Annotated in this window: 15 protein-coding genes; 4 read left to right on the top strand and 11 right to left on the bottom strand. The window is 61.2% G+C overall.

The genetic code is table 11. The features are described from left to right. Window positions 1-102: 102 nt before the first annotated feature. From AACZ55_RS07070 to ffh, 11 genes are all read right to left on the bottom strand, one after another. Window positions 103-474 carry a DUF2794 domain-containing protein gene (locus AACZ55_RS07070; protein ID WP_338608453.1) on the bottom strand — a complete coding sequence of 124 codons (372 nt, stop codon included), beginning with the start codon at window positions 472-474 and terminating at the stop codon, window positions 103-105. A gap of 341 nt (window positions 475-815) precedes the next feature. After that, window positions 816-1,550 carry a DUF1223 domain-containing protein gene (locus AACZ55_RS07065; protein WP_339644602.1) on the bottom strand — a complete coding sequence of 245 codons (735 nt, stop codon included), beginning with the start codon at window positions 1,548-1,550 and terminating at the stop codon, window positions 816-818. Window positions 1,551-1,588: 38 nt separating this feature from the next. Next, window positions 1,589-3,016 carry a YdiU family protein gene (locus AACZ55_RS07060; RefSeq protein ID WP_339644600.1) on the bottom strand — a complete coding sequence of 476 codons (1,428 nt, stop codon included), beginning with the start codon at window positions 3,014-3,016 and terminating at the stop codon, window positions 1,589-1,591. Between the two features lie 42 nt (window positions 3,017-3,058). Continuing rightward, window positions 3,059-3,844 (bottom strand): anti-sigma factor, encoded by a 786-nt coding sequence (locus AACZ55_RS07055; protein WP_339644598.1) that lies wholly within the window; start codon window positions 3,842-3,844, stop codon window positions 3,059-3,061. Window positions 3,845-3,856: 12 nt separating this feature from the next. After that, complete coding sequence (locus AACZ55_RS07050) at window positions 3,857-4,348, bottom strand: RNA polymerase sigma factor (protein WP_338608449.1); 492 nt, start codon at window positions 4,346-4,348, stop codon at window positions 3,857-3,859. Between the two features lie 49 nt (window positions 4,349-4,397). Further along, complete coding sequence (locus tag AACZ55_RS07045; RefSeq protein ID WP_338608448.1) at window positions 4,398-4,787, bottom strand: hypothetical protein; 390 nt, start codon at window positions 4,785-4,787, stop codon at window positions 4,398-4,400. 154 nt (window positions 4,788-4,941) lie between these two features. After that, window positions 4,942-5,508 carry a 50S ribosomal protein L19 gene (gene rplS, locus AACZ55_RS07040; RefSeq protein ID WP_339644595.1) on the bottom strand — a complete coding sequence of 189 codons (567 nt, stop codon included), beginning with the start codon at window positions 5,506-5,508 and terminating at the stop codon, window positions 4,942-4,944. A gap of 114 nt (window positions 5,509-5,622) precedes the next feature. Next, on the bottom strand, window positions 5,623-6,321 hold the full coding sequence (gene trmD / locus AACZ55_RS07035; protein WP_339644592.1) for a tRNA (guanosine(37)-N1)-methyltransferase TrmD: 699 nt from the start codon (window positions 6,319-6,321) through the stop codon (window positions 5,623-5,625). After that, window positions 6,318-6,872: a ribosome maturation factor RimM gene (gene rimM, locus AACZ55_RS07030; protein WP_339644589.1), complete on the bottom strand. Its 555-nt coding sequence runs from the start codon at window positions 6,870-6,872 to the stop codon at window positions 6,318-6,320. Before rimM ends, trmD begins: the two co-directional genes overlap by 4 nt. A 20-nt stretch (window positions 6,873-6,892) precedes the next feature. Beyond that, entirely contained in the window at window positions 6,893-7,315 is a 423-nt protein-coding gene (rpsP, locus tag AACZ55_RS07025) for a 30S ribosomal protein S16 (protein ID WP_338608444.1), read from the bottom strand. A 39-nt stretch (window positions 7,316-7,354) separates the two neighbouring features. Next, window positions 7,355-8,902, bottom strand: coding sequence for a signal recognition particle protein (ffh, locus tag AACZ55_RS07020; RefSeq protein ID WP_339644584.1), 1,548 nt, complete (start codon window positions 8,900-8,902; stop codon window positions 7,355-7,357). Window positions 8,903-9,188: 286 nt separating this feature from the next. Between ffh and dapF the strand changes: the two genes are divergently transcribed. From dapF to AACZ55_RS07000, 4 genes are read left to right on the top strand one after another with little or no spacing between them, the layout of a single operon-like run. Beyond that, window positions 9,189-10,055, top strand: coding sequence for a diaminopimelate epimerase (gene dapF / locus AACZ55_RS07015; protein WP_339644581.1), 867 nt, complete (start codon window positions 9,189-9,191; stop codon window positions 10,053-10,055). Next, entirely contained in the window at window positions 10,052-11,314 is a 1,263-nt protein-coding gene (gene mtaB / locus AACZ55_RS07010; RefSeq protein WP_339644578.1) for a tRNA (N(6)-L-threonylcarbamoyladenosine(37)-C(2))-methylthiotransferase MtaB, read from the top strand. The genes dapF and mtaB overlap by 4 nt, the downstream gene beginning before the upstream one ends. Beyond that, on the top strand, window positions 11,311-12,621 hold the full coding sequence (gene ftsY, locus AACZ55_RS07005) for a signal recognition particle-docking protein FtsY (protein ID WP_339644575.1): 1,311 nt from the start codon (window positions 11,311-11,313) through the stop codon (window positions 12,619-12,621). Before mtaB ends, ftsY begins: the two co-directional genes overlap by 4 nt. 4 nt (window positions 12,622-12,625) lie before the next feature. Continuing rightward, complete coding sequence (locus AACZ55_RS07000; RefSeq protein WP_339644573.1) at window positions 12,626-13,315, top strand: septation protein A; 690 nt, start codon at window positions 12,626-12,628, stop codon at window positions 13,313-13,315.

Genomic DNA, 13,315 nt, shown 5'->3' with positions numbered 1-13,315 from the left:
GACATAATCTGCGGGTCCGCCCGCAGGTCTGAACGAACCAATACAAAAGGCCGCGGATCGATTTCCGCGGCCTTTTTGTTTTGACTGCCGGCAGGGTGGACCCTACCGCACCACGTGAAGTTGCGGGTCGAGTATGCGCAGCACGCTGGAAAGTTCATGGCCGCGCTTGAGGACGCGCCCGTCGCTGCCCAGCACCATGTATTGTCCTTGGCGGCGGGCAAGCCTGGGGTTTTTCTCGACAACGAACAGCGGGCGTTCAGAGGTGCGCTGATAGATCGAGAACATAGCCCGTTCGCGCCCGAAATCCAGGGCATAATCGCGCCACTCGCCTGCTGAAACCTTGCGCCCATAGACGTTGAGGATCAGTGCAAGTTCCTTGCGGTCGAAGCTGACTACAGGAACGGGCCGGCTTGTGGAGCGGTTGGGTGAAAAGGGGAAGACATCGCCCTTCTTGCTGTCGAAGCGCTCGCTCAAACCGGGCTACCTCCATGCGGATGTGACAATCTGTTGACGATGATTGCCGCGTTCGCGCGCGCTGGCAAGAGCCAACTGCAAGAACAGTTGGCGCAAACTTTCCTCCAATTGACCGGATTTGGGCCACAATCGGACCCTTCTTGCGCCATTTTGCGCAGCTAACGTTAGATCATTGCCTCCAGTAGCCGGCCTCTGGATCCACCGAGCCCCCAAACCATGGATCCAGCAGGCCGGCGCCCTTCCCGGACTTTTCCGGCGCCATTGGAAGGCTCTGCGTCCTTCAACACGATCCTCTTGCCCCTCGGTCAGATAACGCCGGGGCGTTTTCTTTGTCACCGATGTCAGCGGATGAATGTAGAGGCGCCAAGGACACGCCCGGGCAGGGCGCCATCCTTTTCCTGAACGATGACCGCGGCACCATCCGAATCGGGGCCCAGGACCTCTTCGAGAGGAATGGTGATCTCGGCACCCTCAAGTGGATTCCACATTCCGATGGCCTGGCGCGCGGTGACGATATGGGTGTAGGTCAGCGCCTGCCCTGAATTTTCTCCCCGCTCGATCATGACGTCGGCCCGGGCCCGATACGGAACCACCCAGACAATGGCCGACGACAAGGTCTCGTCGGCCGGCGCGCTGAAAACCACCGAATCCGATCCGTTGGCCCTCAGCGTGACCGGAAGCAGGGATACTGCCTGGCTGATGGCCTGCTCGGCCTCGATGGCGTCCGAACCCACGACCGCGTTCTGGCCATTGATGACCATCTGCGGGGTGTAAATCCGGTTCTTGCCCCAGCTTTGGGCGTAGCCCTTCTGCAGCTCGGTATTCTCCGGAAGGGCGAACGTATCCTCCCAGCCGATATAATCCCAATAATCAATATGATAGGCGAGAGCGACGATATCCTCACGCTCCCCCAGCTGGGCCAGAAGCCGATCGGCGTCGGGACACCGCGAGCATCCCTGACTCGTGAAAAGCTCAACGACGGCATCCGCTGAGCTGCTGATCTCGACGGCGCCCGCCGGCAGGGTGACGAGACATAGGGTAGCGGCAAGACGGAGCCGGAGCCAAAGGGTGTTCATGGGCGTGTTTTGTACGCGCTCAACTCTGACCCCGCCAGTCAATTGATGGTGAAAGTTTCAACTCCATGGGCCCGGCCCATATCCTCGATCTCTTCGATTGCCGCCGCAAACGCCGTCCAGTCATCGGCCTCGGCAATCGGCGCCCAGATGGTCTCGACCTCCTCGATCAGCAAGGTGCGCGGCCTCGCGCGCTCAAAATAGGGGTGGGAAAGATTGGCATTTGGCGCCACCGCATAGTTCGACAGGAGCGCGCGGAAGGCCAGGAACGTTTCGCCGCCATAAGCTTTCGCCTGGGGACCCGACAACGCACGCTTTTCCGAAGCAAGCCCGCCCCGCCAGTCGAAAAACACCTGCTCATAGGCAGGCCGCTCGGCGGCCATGAAGGCAAAAAGCGCCGACACCAGTTCGCCATCTTCGGCCGGGCCACGAGAGACCAGACCCAGCCGGCCAATGATGACCCTGGCAAGCTGAGACTGAAATTGGGGCCAGAATCGATTGAGTTCGGGTTCGAGCTTTTCAACGCTCGAAATCGGCACGAGGCATTCGGCCAGCCGGGTCAGGTTCCAGGCCATCGCATCGGGCTGCCGGCCGAAGGCGTAAAGACCGGTTTGATCGAAATAGGCCGCAGTAAAGCGCGGATCATAGACCGGAAGGAACCGCCAGGGACCATAGTCGAAGCTCTCGCCGGTGATGTTGGTGTTGTCGGTGTTAAGTACACCATGAACAAACCCTGCCCCGATCCATTGTGCGGTGACCCTGGCAACATTTTCGGCCACCGCCCCTAGGAATGCCGGAACCTGCGCCTCGGCGGGTGCATCTGCAAGCTCGGGATAGTAGTGAGCGATGGCGTGCGCGACCAGTTCGGCAATACCGGCCTGATCACCCAGATAATCGAGGCGCTGGAAGGAGCCCACGCGGATGTGGGAGTGCGAAAGCCGCACCAGAACCGACGAGCGGGTCGGCGAGGGCTCATCGCCGCGATAAAGTGCTTCGCCCGTTTCGATAAGGGAAAAGCTCTTTGAGGTCTCAACTCCAAGCGCTTCGAGCATTGTGGTGGCAAGCACCTCCCGCACCCCGCCCTTGAGCGTGAGCCTGCCATCGCCGCCTCGCGAAAAGGGCGTCACGCCCGATCCCTTGGTGCCGAAATCACGCAGTTTACCGTCGGCCAGATCGTGGCCCTGCGCGAACAGAAACCCGCGACCGTCGCCGATGTCGGGGTTGTAGCTCTGGAACTGATGCCCGTGATAGCGAAGGGCGAGCGGCGTCTCAAAACTGCCCGGCAGCGGCGCGAAGCGGCCGAAATGCTCGACCCATTGCACCTCGGTCAATCCGGCCAGCCCCATACGTTTTGCCCAGCGCTGGTTGCGATAGCGCAAAACCGTCTGCGGGAAATCGGCCGGATGGACGGGGTCGAAAAAGGCTTCGCCCAAATTTGCATGTATCGTGGCGCCCGAAAAATCGCTCATGTCAGTCCAACGCAGGCCGTGCGTGTGCGGTTCACCCCTCGATTAGATGTTTTCGAAATGGGCGTAAACCTCACGCGAAATGTCTTCGAGCGAGCCGCGATCGAGAAACCCCGAAATCGCATAGGCCAGGGGGCCGTCGATCCAGCGGAACGTGTTGACCCCCAGATCTTGGGAAAACTGAAATGCCGTGTCGCGGGCGCCGGCATTGCGCGCCATCAGGATGGTGGCCCGGTCGCCCTGGGCATTTTCATACATCAGCATTGCGCCGGGCTTTCCCCCGACCGGCAACAATCGCCCTCCGACCAGTTCGAACCCGAGATCTCCCAGACTGGGCGCCGTAAAGGGCTTTTCGATACGGTTGCCGAGCCAATTGACCAGATGATCGCGCTCGGATGCGTCCACTTCGACCGGGTGACGCACTTCGCGCACATAGGTCAGGAACACGTCCCGCGCCGCCACTTCGAGCCATCCCGATCCCGTGTCCGCCACCTGGCCCGCCGGCTGGGCCATCCCGCGCGCCAGATAACCCGACCCGCCCCCCAAGCCGAACGCGACAAGCACGGCCGCAGCCATTGCCGGCCAGCCGCCAAACCGCGATGAGCCCACGCGGGTTGGCGCGGGAATATCGGACGCCTCTCCATAGGCATAGGCCGAGAGGATTTCGGAAAGCGCCGCGTCATTTGTGCGCCAGTTTTCCACCTCATTGGCCAGCTCACCATCGGCATCGAGATAGGCCCGCACCTGCGCTGCACGGTCCACGTCCAGTCGCCGATCGACAAGGGCGTGAAGCTCGTCTTCAGATACTGGGTTGCCGGTTTCACTCGTCATTGGCGTCAGACATCATCGGTTCGAAAAAGAGGTTATGGATTTATGGGCCAAAAGCTCGCTCAATTGCCGACGGGCCCGCGACAATCGCGACATGACGGTTCCGATCGGCATGTCGAGGATCTGGGCGACTTCGGCGTAAGCGCAACCTTCGATGGCAACCAGAAGCAGGATCGCCCGAGCCTCGGGGCTGAGCGTATCGAGCGCGCGCATCAAGGTGTTGTGCAGCAAAGGGTCGGGCGCCGGCGCATCATCGGACACGGCCAGATCGTCATCGATCGGTTGCAGCAGCGGTTGGCGCGCCTTGGTTCGCAACCGGTTGCGGTTGAGATTGGTCATGATGGCATAAAGCCAGCTCCTGCCGTTCTCACCCCGCCATTGCCTGTTGTGCTCGACAGCACGCAACAGCGTGCCCTGGAGGAGGTCTTCAGCCTCTTCCCGATTGCCCGCAAGACCGTGGGCATAGCGCCGGAGCGCCGGTAAATGGGTCAAAAGCGCTTCACGCATCCGCTGGTCCCGGCGCGACCAGGAAAGGGCCGCGCCGGACAGTCTAGCATCAAGGGCGTGCGACGTCCCAATTGCCGCCGACCCCGTCGCCCGACGTCATGCCGGGCTCGGTATCGTTGATCCAGTAATAGAGCGGCCAGCCATCCTTGGCCCAGATCAGAGTGCCGTCGGTGCGCTCGACGATCGAATAGGGCTCTTCGGCCATAGCCCCTTCCTCGGCGAAAAAGGGCGGCCAGTTGACGGCGCACTGCTCATAGCAATTGGAGACGCCCGGCTCGTCATTGGCGAAGGTGTAGAGCACCATGCCTTCGGAATCGGCGATCACCTCGCCGATATCAGTTTCAAGCGTCTGAACGTCAGGGGCGGCAAAGGCCGCGCCAGCCGAAAGAACAAGTGCAGCCGCGCCGGTGGCCAGCGAAGCGAAAAGGCGGAAAGTCATTATGATGTCTCCCTTGGTGCATGTCGGGGCCAATGCGCCCAGCGCACGCCCTCACCCCTGTTAGACACCACGGCCCGCCGATTTATTCCCAACGCGCACAAAAAAGCCCGGCCAAGGACCGGGCTTTTCAAAACTGACACGCGAGATTAAGGGCTTATTCGCCCTTGCTCTCTCCAGCAGGAGCTTCTGCTTCTGCTGCGGCCTCTGCTGCGGCAGCCTCTTCGGCGGCCTTCTTTTCAGCTGCTTCCTTTGCTGCCAATTCGGCGGCAAGAGCCTCGGCGGCCGCGACCTTTTCGGCTTCGCGCGCGGCGCGGGCCTCGACGGCGGCCTGACGCTCATCGGCCTCGATCTTCTTGGTGCGGGCATTGGTCGATTCAAAGATACGCGCCGACTTGCCGCGACGATCGCGCAGGTAGTAAAGCTTGGCGCGCCGGACCTTGCCGCGCTTGAGAATTTCGATGCGGTCGATCATCGGCGAATGGACCGGGAACACACGTTCCACGCCTTCGCCATACGAGATTTTGCGGACCGTAAAGCTTTCCATCAGCCCACCGCCGGTGCGGGCGATCACGACGCCTTCATAGGCCTGAAGGCGTTCTTTTTCGCCTTCACGGATCTTGACCCAGACCTTGACGGTATCGCCATGGGAGAATTCGGGGACGGCGCGCTTTGCAACAAGCGCTTCGAGCTGCTCTTTTTCGAGCTGCTGGATAATGTTCATTTCGTTTTCCGTTCTATCTTTTCATGGGAGCCCTTTTGGGCCCGGTCTTGTTTGGACGGCGGGATGTGCTCATCCCATAGTCGAGCGCGCTATACACGCCATGCGCCCAGGAGTCTAGGGCTTTTGGGTATAGCGGGCCCATAGATCGGGCCGTCTTTGCCGGGTCAGGGCTTCCGATTGTTCCCTGCGCCATCTTTCGATCCGGCCATGATCTCCGGAGGTCAGGATTTCGGGGATCTCGTGTCCCTCGAAAGCCTGCGGTCGCGTGTATTGCGGATATTCGAGAAGCCCGTTCTCGAAACTCTCATCGGCATGGCTTTCGGCAGCGCCGAGAACCCCCGGCAACAGTCGCACCACCGCCTCGAGCAGCACCATGGCCGCCACTTCCCCGCCGGCCAGCACGTAATCGCCGATCGAGATTTCCTCGAGATTGCGCGCGTCGATGACCCGCTGGTCGATGCCTTCGAAACGCCCGCAGACGATCACTGCACCAGGACCCGCAGCAAGGTCGCGAACGCGCGCCTGCGTCAACGGTCTGCCGCGTGGGCTCATGACGATTCTGGGGCGCGGATCCTCCTCTGGCGCAATATCGTCAAGCGCCGCAGCAAGAATATCGGGTCGCAACACCATCCCCGCACCGCCACCCGAGGGCGTGTCGTCGACCGTCCGGTGCCTGTCTCTGGCATAGTCGCGCAGAAAATGCGTTTCGAGCGACCATGCGCCCTTTTCCATGCCGCGACCGATAACGGACGCACCAAGCGGACCGGGAAAAAGATCGGGAAACAGCGTGACGACCGAAGCGCGAAAGCTCATCGGCCTTCGTCCGGCTCGACATCTTCAGGATCGCGCGGCGTATCCTCGAGCCAGCCTTCGGGGGGGACAGCCACGATATACCCATCGGCGATGTGGAGATCGGGAACCACGGCCTTGGTGAACGGCAGATAGACCGATTTGCGGGTTTCGGCGAGCTTGATGTCCAAAAGATCGTCGGAGCCGAAATTCTCGATGGCGGAAATGGTGCCCAGCACCGCACCATCGGCCAGCCGGACTTCGAGCCCGATCAAATCGGCATAATAAAATTCGTCTTCGTCAGGCTCGTCGAGCCGGTCACGGCTCACATAGAGCGAAACGCCGTTGAGCCTTTCGGCATCGTTACGGTCGGTAATGCCCTTGAGCGTCGCAATGACGACCGTCTTGGCCAGCCGTGCCTTGGCGATCGAGATCGAAAGACCGTCACGGTCGGTTTCGAGCGGATCGTAATCGGCAATGGCCAGGGGGTCTTCGGTGAACGCTGTGATGCGCACCTCGCCCTTGATCCCATGGGCCGCGCCAATGCGGCCCATGAGAATGCGGTCTTCAGGCATTTTGCGCCCGGTCACCGGTCTTACTCGGCGCTGGCTTCTTCAGCGGCGGGAGCGTCTTCGGCAGGGGCGGCCTCTTCAGCCGGAGCGGCAGCAGCTTCCCGGGCAGCTTCTTCAGCAGCCTTTTTCTCCTCGAGGCGTTCAAGCGCCTTGGCACCCGGCTTTGCCTTGTTGGGATTGCTCTTGGCAGCCCGCTTCAAAAGACCGGCGGCATCAAGGAAGCGCTCGACGCGATCGGTCGGCTGGGCGCCGCTCTGCAGCCAATAGGTGGCACGCTCGATATCGAGCACGACACGCTTTTCGTCGCCCTTTTCGAGCATCGGGTTGTACGAACCGATGCGCTCGATAACGCGGCCGTCACGCGGCGAGCGGACGTCGGCAATGACGACGTGATAGTAGGGGCGCTTCTTGGAGCCGGCGCGAGCCAGGCGGATCTTGGTAGCCATTGTGTCTTGGTCTTTCTGCTTGGGTAGGTTTAAGTCGGTTTACTTCTTTTTGCCCGGCAATCCGGGCAGTCCCGGGAGCCCCGGTAATTTCGAGCCGCCAAGTCCGGGGAGGCCGGACATTCCGCCCCCACCCTGTTTGACGAGCTTGGAAAAATCATCAGGCAGCTTGGAAGGATCACCTCCCATCTGCTTTGTCATCTGTTCGATCTGGGCCGGGTCCATATCGGGCATGCCACCCATCATCTGCTTGCCCATGCCGCCGAACATGCCGGCCAGACCGCCCGGCCCGCCGCGCGAAACCTTTTTCATCATGTCCGCCATCTGGCGATGCATCTTGATGAGCTTGTTGATTTCCGAAACCTCGACGCCCGAACCCGCTGCGATGCGCTTGCGGCGCGAAGCGTTGAGCAGATCGGGCTTTTCACGTTCCTTTTTGGTCATCGACTGGATGATGGCGACCTGGCGATCGAACACCTTGTCGTCGGTGCGGCCATTGGGCAGGTTCTTGGCCATATTGCCCATGCCCGGCATCATCTTCATGAGCGAGGCCATGCCGCCCATCTTCTTCATCTGCAAAAGCTGGCCCATAAGATCGTCGAGATCGAACTGACCCTTCTTGAGCTTCTTGGCCATTTTCTCGGCGTCTTCGGCCGTGACGTTCGCCGCGGCCTTTTCGACCAGCGAGACGATGTCGCCCATGCCCAGAATACGGTCAGCGATACGGCTGGGATGGAAATCTTCCAGCGCATCCATCTTTTCGCCCACACCGATCAGCTTGATCGGCTTGCCGGTCGCAGCCCGCATGGAAAGCGCCGCACCGCCGCGCCCGTCACCGTCGACGCGGGTGAGAACGATACCGGTGATATCGACGCGTGCATCGAACGATCGCGCCAGATTGACGGCGTCCTGACCGGTCAGACTGTCGGCGACAAGCAGGATTTCGTGCGGATTGGAGACGCGCTTGATCTCGGCGGTCTCTTCCATCAGCTCTTCGTCGATATGGGTGCGGCCCGCCGTATCGAGCATCACCACATCGTAGCCACCGGTCCTGGCCGTCGAAATGGCGCGCTTGGCAATCTCGACCGCCGACTGGTTGGGGACGATCTCGAGCACATCGACACCGATCTGACTGCCGAGCGTCTTGAGCTGCTCCATGGCGGCCGGGCGGCGCGTATCGAGCGAGGCCATCAGAACGCGCTTGTTCTGCTTGTCCTTGAGCCGTTTGGCGATCTTGCCGGTGGTGGTGGTCTTGCCCGAGCCCTGCAGGCCGACCATAAGGATTGGCACCGGCGAGGGAGCATTGAGCGAAATGGGCGAGGCTTCTTCGCCCAGAACCGCCACCAACTCATCATGAACGATCTTGATGGCCTGCTGACCGGGTTTGACCGACCGGGTGACTTCCGCGCCCACGGCGCGCGCGCCGACCTGCTCGGTAAAGGCGCGCACCACTTCGAGCGAAACGTCGGCCTCGATCAGCGCGCGGCGAACCTCGCGCAGCGCGGTTTGCACATCGGCTTCGCTCAGCGCACCTCTTCCGGTGATCCCGGAAAAGATCTTGCCCAAGCGGTCTGACAGGCTTTCAAACATACTTCGCTCATTTCGTTCGTGTCAGGATAGATGCGAATATGGGGCCCAAGCGGTCAAATGCAAAGCGCACCCGCGGGCGCAACGCGCTGGCGGATGTTGACCGGAAACCTCTCGGGTTGCCTAGTGACTCGCAAATCCATCGTTTCTGACAGAAGGTCGAGCCGGCTTATAAGGATGCGCGTACGCGGAGTCAATTGCCGCACGATCGGGTGCAAAGGTGGAAATCGCAAGACTTTTGCGCCATATAAGCCAAAGATACCCTTTGGTTGAGCCGAAAAGCCCGAAAATGACCGCGCCACTGCCCTATCTCAAGATGAATGGCCTTGGAAACGACTTCGTCGTTCTGGACGCGCGCGCGCAGAAAATCGCGCTGTCGCGCCAGCAGATTGTCGCCATTTCGGATCGGGCTAACGGCATCGGCTGTGACCAGCTGATCGTCATGGAGCCTGACACGGTCGAGGGCGTCGATGTGTTCATGCGCATCTACAATGCCGAGGGTGGCGAAGTTGACGCCTGCGGCAACGCTACGCGCTGCATTGCGGCTTTGGTTGCCGATGAAACGGGCAGAAATGCGATAACAATCCGCACCAATGCCGGCATTCTTGCGACCCGCACCGATGGCGATATGGTCACGGCCGATATGGGCGTGCCCCGTTTCGGTTGGGAACAGATCCCACTCGCCGAGCCGTTTTCGGATACCACCGGCATCGAATTGCAGATCGGGCCCATCGATGCGCCGATCCTCCACACCCCATCCGTGGTCAATGTCGGCAATCCGCATGCCATCTTCTGGGTCAAGGATCTCGATGCCCACGATCTGGCCAAGTTCGGCCCGCTGCTAGAAAACCACCCGATCTTTCCCGAGCGCGCCAACATCACGCTGGCTCAGGTGATTTCGGATGACCGGATCAAGGTCAATGTCTGGGAGCGCGGCGCGGGCTTGACGCTGGCCTGCGGCACCGCCGCCTGCGCCACCGCCGTGGCCGCGGCCCGCAAGGGGCTGACAGGCCGCAAGGTGACGATCGAGCTGCCAGGCGGGCCACTCGAAATCGAATGGCGGGTTTCCGATGACCACATCCTGATGACCGGTCCATGGATGCTGGACGGGCAAGGTTTGATCCCGCCCGCTCTTCTCGGAGAGGATGCCGCATGAGCATAGAGACCATAACCTTCGGGTGCCGGCTCAATGCCTACGAGTCCGAAGTGATGAAGGCTGAGGCGCAAAAGTCCGGCCTCGAGAACGCAATCATCATCAACACCTGCGCGGTGACCGCCGAAGCGGTGCGGCAGGCCAAGCAGTCTATCCGCAAGGCGAGACGCGAGAATGCCGACGCCAGGATCATCGTCACCGGCTGCGCTGCGCAAACTCAGGCGCGCGATTTCGGCGACATGGCCGAGGTCGATCTGGTGATCGGCAACAACGACAAGCTTCGGGCCGAAAGCTATCGGCCTATCGCGTTCGGGGAGCCGCTCAACGACAAGGTCCAGGTCAACGACATCATGAGCGTGACCGAAACCGCCGGCCACCTGATCGACGGGCTCGACGGGCGGGCCCGCGCTTTCGTTCAGGTCCAGAACGGGTGCGATCACCGCTGCACCTTCTGCATCATCCCTTTTGGACGTGGCCCCTCGCGCTCGGTGCCCATGGGCGTCATGGTCGACCAGATCAGACGCCTCGTGGACAATGGCTATGCCGAAGTGGTCCTGACCGGGGTCGATATTACCTCCTATGGCGCTGATCTGCCCGGCTCGCCGACTTTGGGAAAGCTCACGCAATCGATCCTCAAACACGTCCCGTCCCTGCCGCGGCTGCGCATATCATCGATCGATTCCATCGAAGCCGATCCCGCGCTCTATGAAGCCGTAACCGACCCGCGCCTGATGCCGCACCTGCATCTCTCGCTGCAATCGGGCGATGACATGATCTTAAAGCGCATGAAGCGCCGGCACAGCCGCGCCGATGCGCTGGGGATCGTGGAAAAACTGCGCGGCCTGCGGCCCGATATGGTATTTGGCGCCGATATCATCGCAGGGTTTCCCACCGAAACCGACGCAATGTTTGAAAATACACTGCGTTTCGTGACCGAAGCCGATCTGACCTATCTGCACGTCTTCCCATTTTCCCCGCGTGAAGGCACACCCGCGGCACGGATGCCGCAGATTTCCCGGCGTACGGCCAAGGAACGGGCGGCCCGGCTGCGCGCACTGGGCGAGACCCAGTTTGCAAAACTGTGCGCCTCGCGGATTGGAAAAACCGAAAACATCCTGGTCGAACGCGACGGCATGGGGCGCACGGAACAGTTCATTCCCGTTGCCGTTGAGCGCGCACGGCCTGGCGATATCGTTACCGCCGAAATCGATGGAACATCCCCGGACGGGCTAATTGCCCGCCGCGATAAGGTTGCTGCATGACCCAAGACAAAAAGCCCGGTTTCTGGGGCCGCCTGTTCGGCGAGAAACCTCAGCCGAAATCGGAAGCCCAGGAAGCCATGGAGCGCGCCACCGAGGAGCCGCGTGGCGAAGAGGAAGCGCTGGACGCCCTGCGCGAAAAGCGCCAGGCACCGGCGCCCGAGCCGACAGCCGACACCGAGGATACCCGCGACGCGGCTCCGCCCGAAATGCAGGCCGAATGGCTCGAAAAAGGCCATCCCAATCCCCCCGAGCACGAACCGCCCACACCGGACGACGTGACCGATCCGCTTGAGCGGCCCGATGCGATTGAAGACAAGATCGTGTCCGACCCCGAAGAGCCTGCAGCAAGCGAACCCGAGCCGGCTCCTGCTGTCGACGAACCGGCCCGACCGCAGAACTGGCTGCAGCGCCTCAGCGCCGGCCTCAAGCGCTCCTCGGACAGTCTCTCGTCCTCGATCGGCGCCATCTTCACCAAGCGCAAGCTCGATGAGGCCACGCTGCAGGACCTTGAAGACACACTGATCGCAGCCGATCTGGGCATCGACACGGCCATGGCGATCACCGAAAAGCTCCGCGCCGAGAAATTCGACAAGGATGTTTCGACCGAGGAGGTCCGGGAGGTGCTCGCCGCCGAAGTCGAGGCCACGCTAGGCCCCGTGGCGGTGCCGCTGACCATCGATGGCACGAAAAGCCCCTTCGTGATCCTCATGGTCGGCGTCAATGGCTCGGGCAAGACAACCACCATCGGCAAACTGACGGCCAAGCTCAGGACCGAGGGCAAATCCGTGCTTCTGGCTGCCGGCGACACGTTTCGCGCCGCAGCCGTCGAACAACTTCAGGTCTGGGGTCAGCGCAACGACGTCGAGGTGATGACCCGCCCGACCGGCGCCGACGCTTCGGGTCTGGCGTTCGACGCCGTGGCAAAAGCCCAGGACACCGGGACCGATGTGGTCATCATCGACACCGCCGGACGGTTGCAGAACCGGACCGAACTGATGGACGAGCTCGAAAAGATCATCAGGGTCATCAAAAAGCGCGATCCGGACGCTCCGCACGCCACGCTTTTGACACTGGATGCCACAACGGGCCAGAATGCCCTTAATCAGGTCGAAATCTTCGGTCAAAAGGCCGGGGTGACGGGCCTGGTGATGACCAAGCTCGACGGCACTGCGCGCGGCGGCATCCTCGTTGCCATCGCCAGGAAATTCGGACTGCCCATCCATTTCATCGGCGTCGGGGAAGCGATAGGCGACCTCGAAGCCTTCAGGGCCACAGATTTCGCCCGCGCGATCGCGGGCAAGGAGTAAGATTATGGCGCAAAGCCAACCCAAACCCGCCGAAGCGGGCATTGAGGATATAAAACCCGCGTTGAGCAAGCTTTCGCTGGAGTTGGGGCCGCTTGTCGTCTTCTTTCTCGTCAATGCGCAGGGCGAGAACATCCTTGAGGCGTTCCCTGTGCTTCAAACCTGGTTCAGCCAGCCGATCATCTTTGCCACCGCCGTCTTCATGGTCGCCATGGCCATTTCGCTGGTGCTCTCCAAGCTGATCCTTAAGTCCATTCCGGTCATGCCGCTGGTCACAGGGGTCGTGGTCCTGGTTTTCGGCGGGATGACGCTTTATTTTCAGGATGCGCTTTTCATAAAGCTCAAGCCCACGATCACCAATGTGCTGTTCGGATCGGTGCTGCTCGGTGGGTTGGCCTTTGGCCACTCCCTGCTGCGCTATGTATTTGGCGAGGTCTACAAGCTTCAGGATCGTGGCTGGTATCTGATGACCCTGCGCTGGGGCCTCTTCTTTTTCGTGCTCGCCGCGATCAACGAGATCGTTTGGCGCAATTTTTCCGACGATTTCTGGGTAGCCTTCAAGGTCTGGGGCATCATGCCGCTGACCATGGTTTTCGCCATGAGCCAATTGCCCCTGCTCAACAGATACGCGCCGCACGATGAGCCGGCGCCGAGCCCTGTCAAGACGGCAACGGAAGGCGCCCAGACCGAGGTCTAG

It is taken from the genome of uncultured Pelagibacterium sp., assembly GCF_963972885.1.
Classification (GTDB): domain Bacteria; phylum Pseudomonadota; class Alphaproteobacteria; order Rhizobiales; family Devosiaceae; genus Pelagibacterium; species Pelagibacterium nitratireducens.
The sequence above is the reverse complement of the archived record's forward strand: the minus strand, read 5'-3'. Positions and strand labels throughout refer to the sequence as shown.

Coding starts and splice junctions, on each gene's coding strand:
- mtaB (WP_339644578.1), top strand. CDS start 10,052: ATGAGCATAGAGACCATAACCTTCGGGTGCCGGCTCAATGCCTACGAG.
- AACZ55_RS07055 (WP_339644598.1), bottom strand. CDS start 3,844: ATGACGAGTGAAACCGGCAACCCAGTATCTGAAGACGAGCTTCACGCC.
- rimM (WP_339644589.1), bottom strand. CDS start 6,872: ATGCCTGAAGACCGCATTCTCATGGGCCGCATTGGCGCGGCCCATGGG.
- AACZ55_RS07045 (WP_338608448.1), bottom strand. CDS start 4,787: ATGACTTTCCGCCTTTTCGCTTCGCTGGCCACCGGCGCGGCTGCACTT.
- AACZ55_RS07065 (WP_339644602.1), bottom strand. CDS start 1,550: ATGAACACCCTTTGGCTCCGGCTCCGTCTTGCCGCTACCCTATGTCTC.
- ffh (WP_339644584.1), bottom strand. CDS start 8,902: ATGTTTGAAAGCCTGTCAGACCGCTTGGGCAAGATCTTTTCCGGGATC.
- ftsY (WP_339644575.1), top strand. CDS start 11,311: ATGACCCAAGACAAAAAGCCCGGTTTCTGGGGCCGCCTGTTCGGCGAG.
- AACZ55_RS07000 (WP_339644573.1), top strand. CDS start 12,626: ATGGCGCAAAGCCAACCCAAACCCGCCGAAGCGGGCATTGAGGATATA.
- AACZ55_RS07050 (WP_338608449.1), bottom strand. CDS start 4,348: ATGCGTGAAGCGCTTTTGACCCATTTACCGGCGCTCCGGCGCTATGCC.
- dapF (WP_339644581.1), top strand. CDS start 9,189: ATGACCGCGCCACTGCCCTATCTCAAGATGAATGGCCTTGGAAACGAC.
- trmD (WP_339644592.1), bottom strand. CDS start 6,321: ATGAGCTTTCGCGCTTCGGTCGTCACGCTGTTTCCCGATCTTTTTCCC.
- rpsP (WP_338608444.1), bottom strand. CDS start 7,315: ATGGCTACCAAGATCCGCCTGGCTCGCGCCGGCTCCAAGAAGCGCCCC.
- rplS (WP_339644595.1), bottom strand. CDS start 5,508: ATGAACATTATCCAGCAGCTCGAAAAAGAGCAGCTCGAAGCGCTTGTT.
- AACZ55_RS07060 (WP_339644600.1), bottom strand. CDS start 3,016: ATGAGCGATTTTTCGGGCGCCACGATACATGCAAATTTGGGCGAAGCC.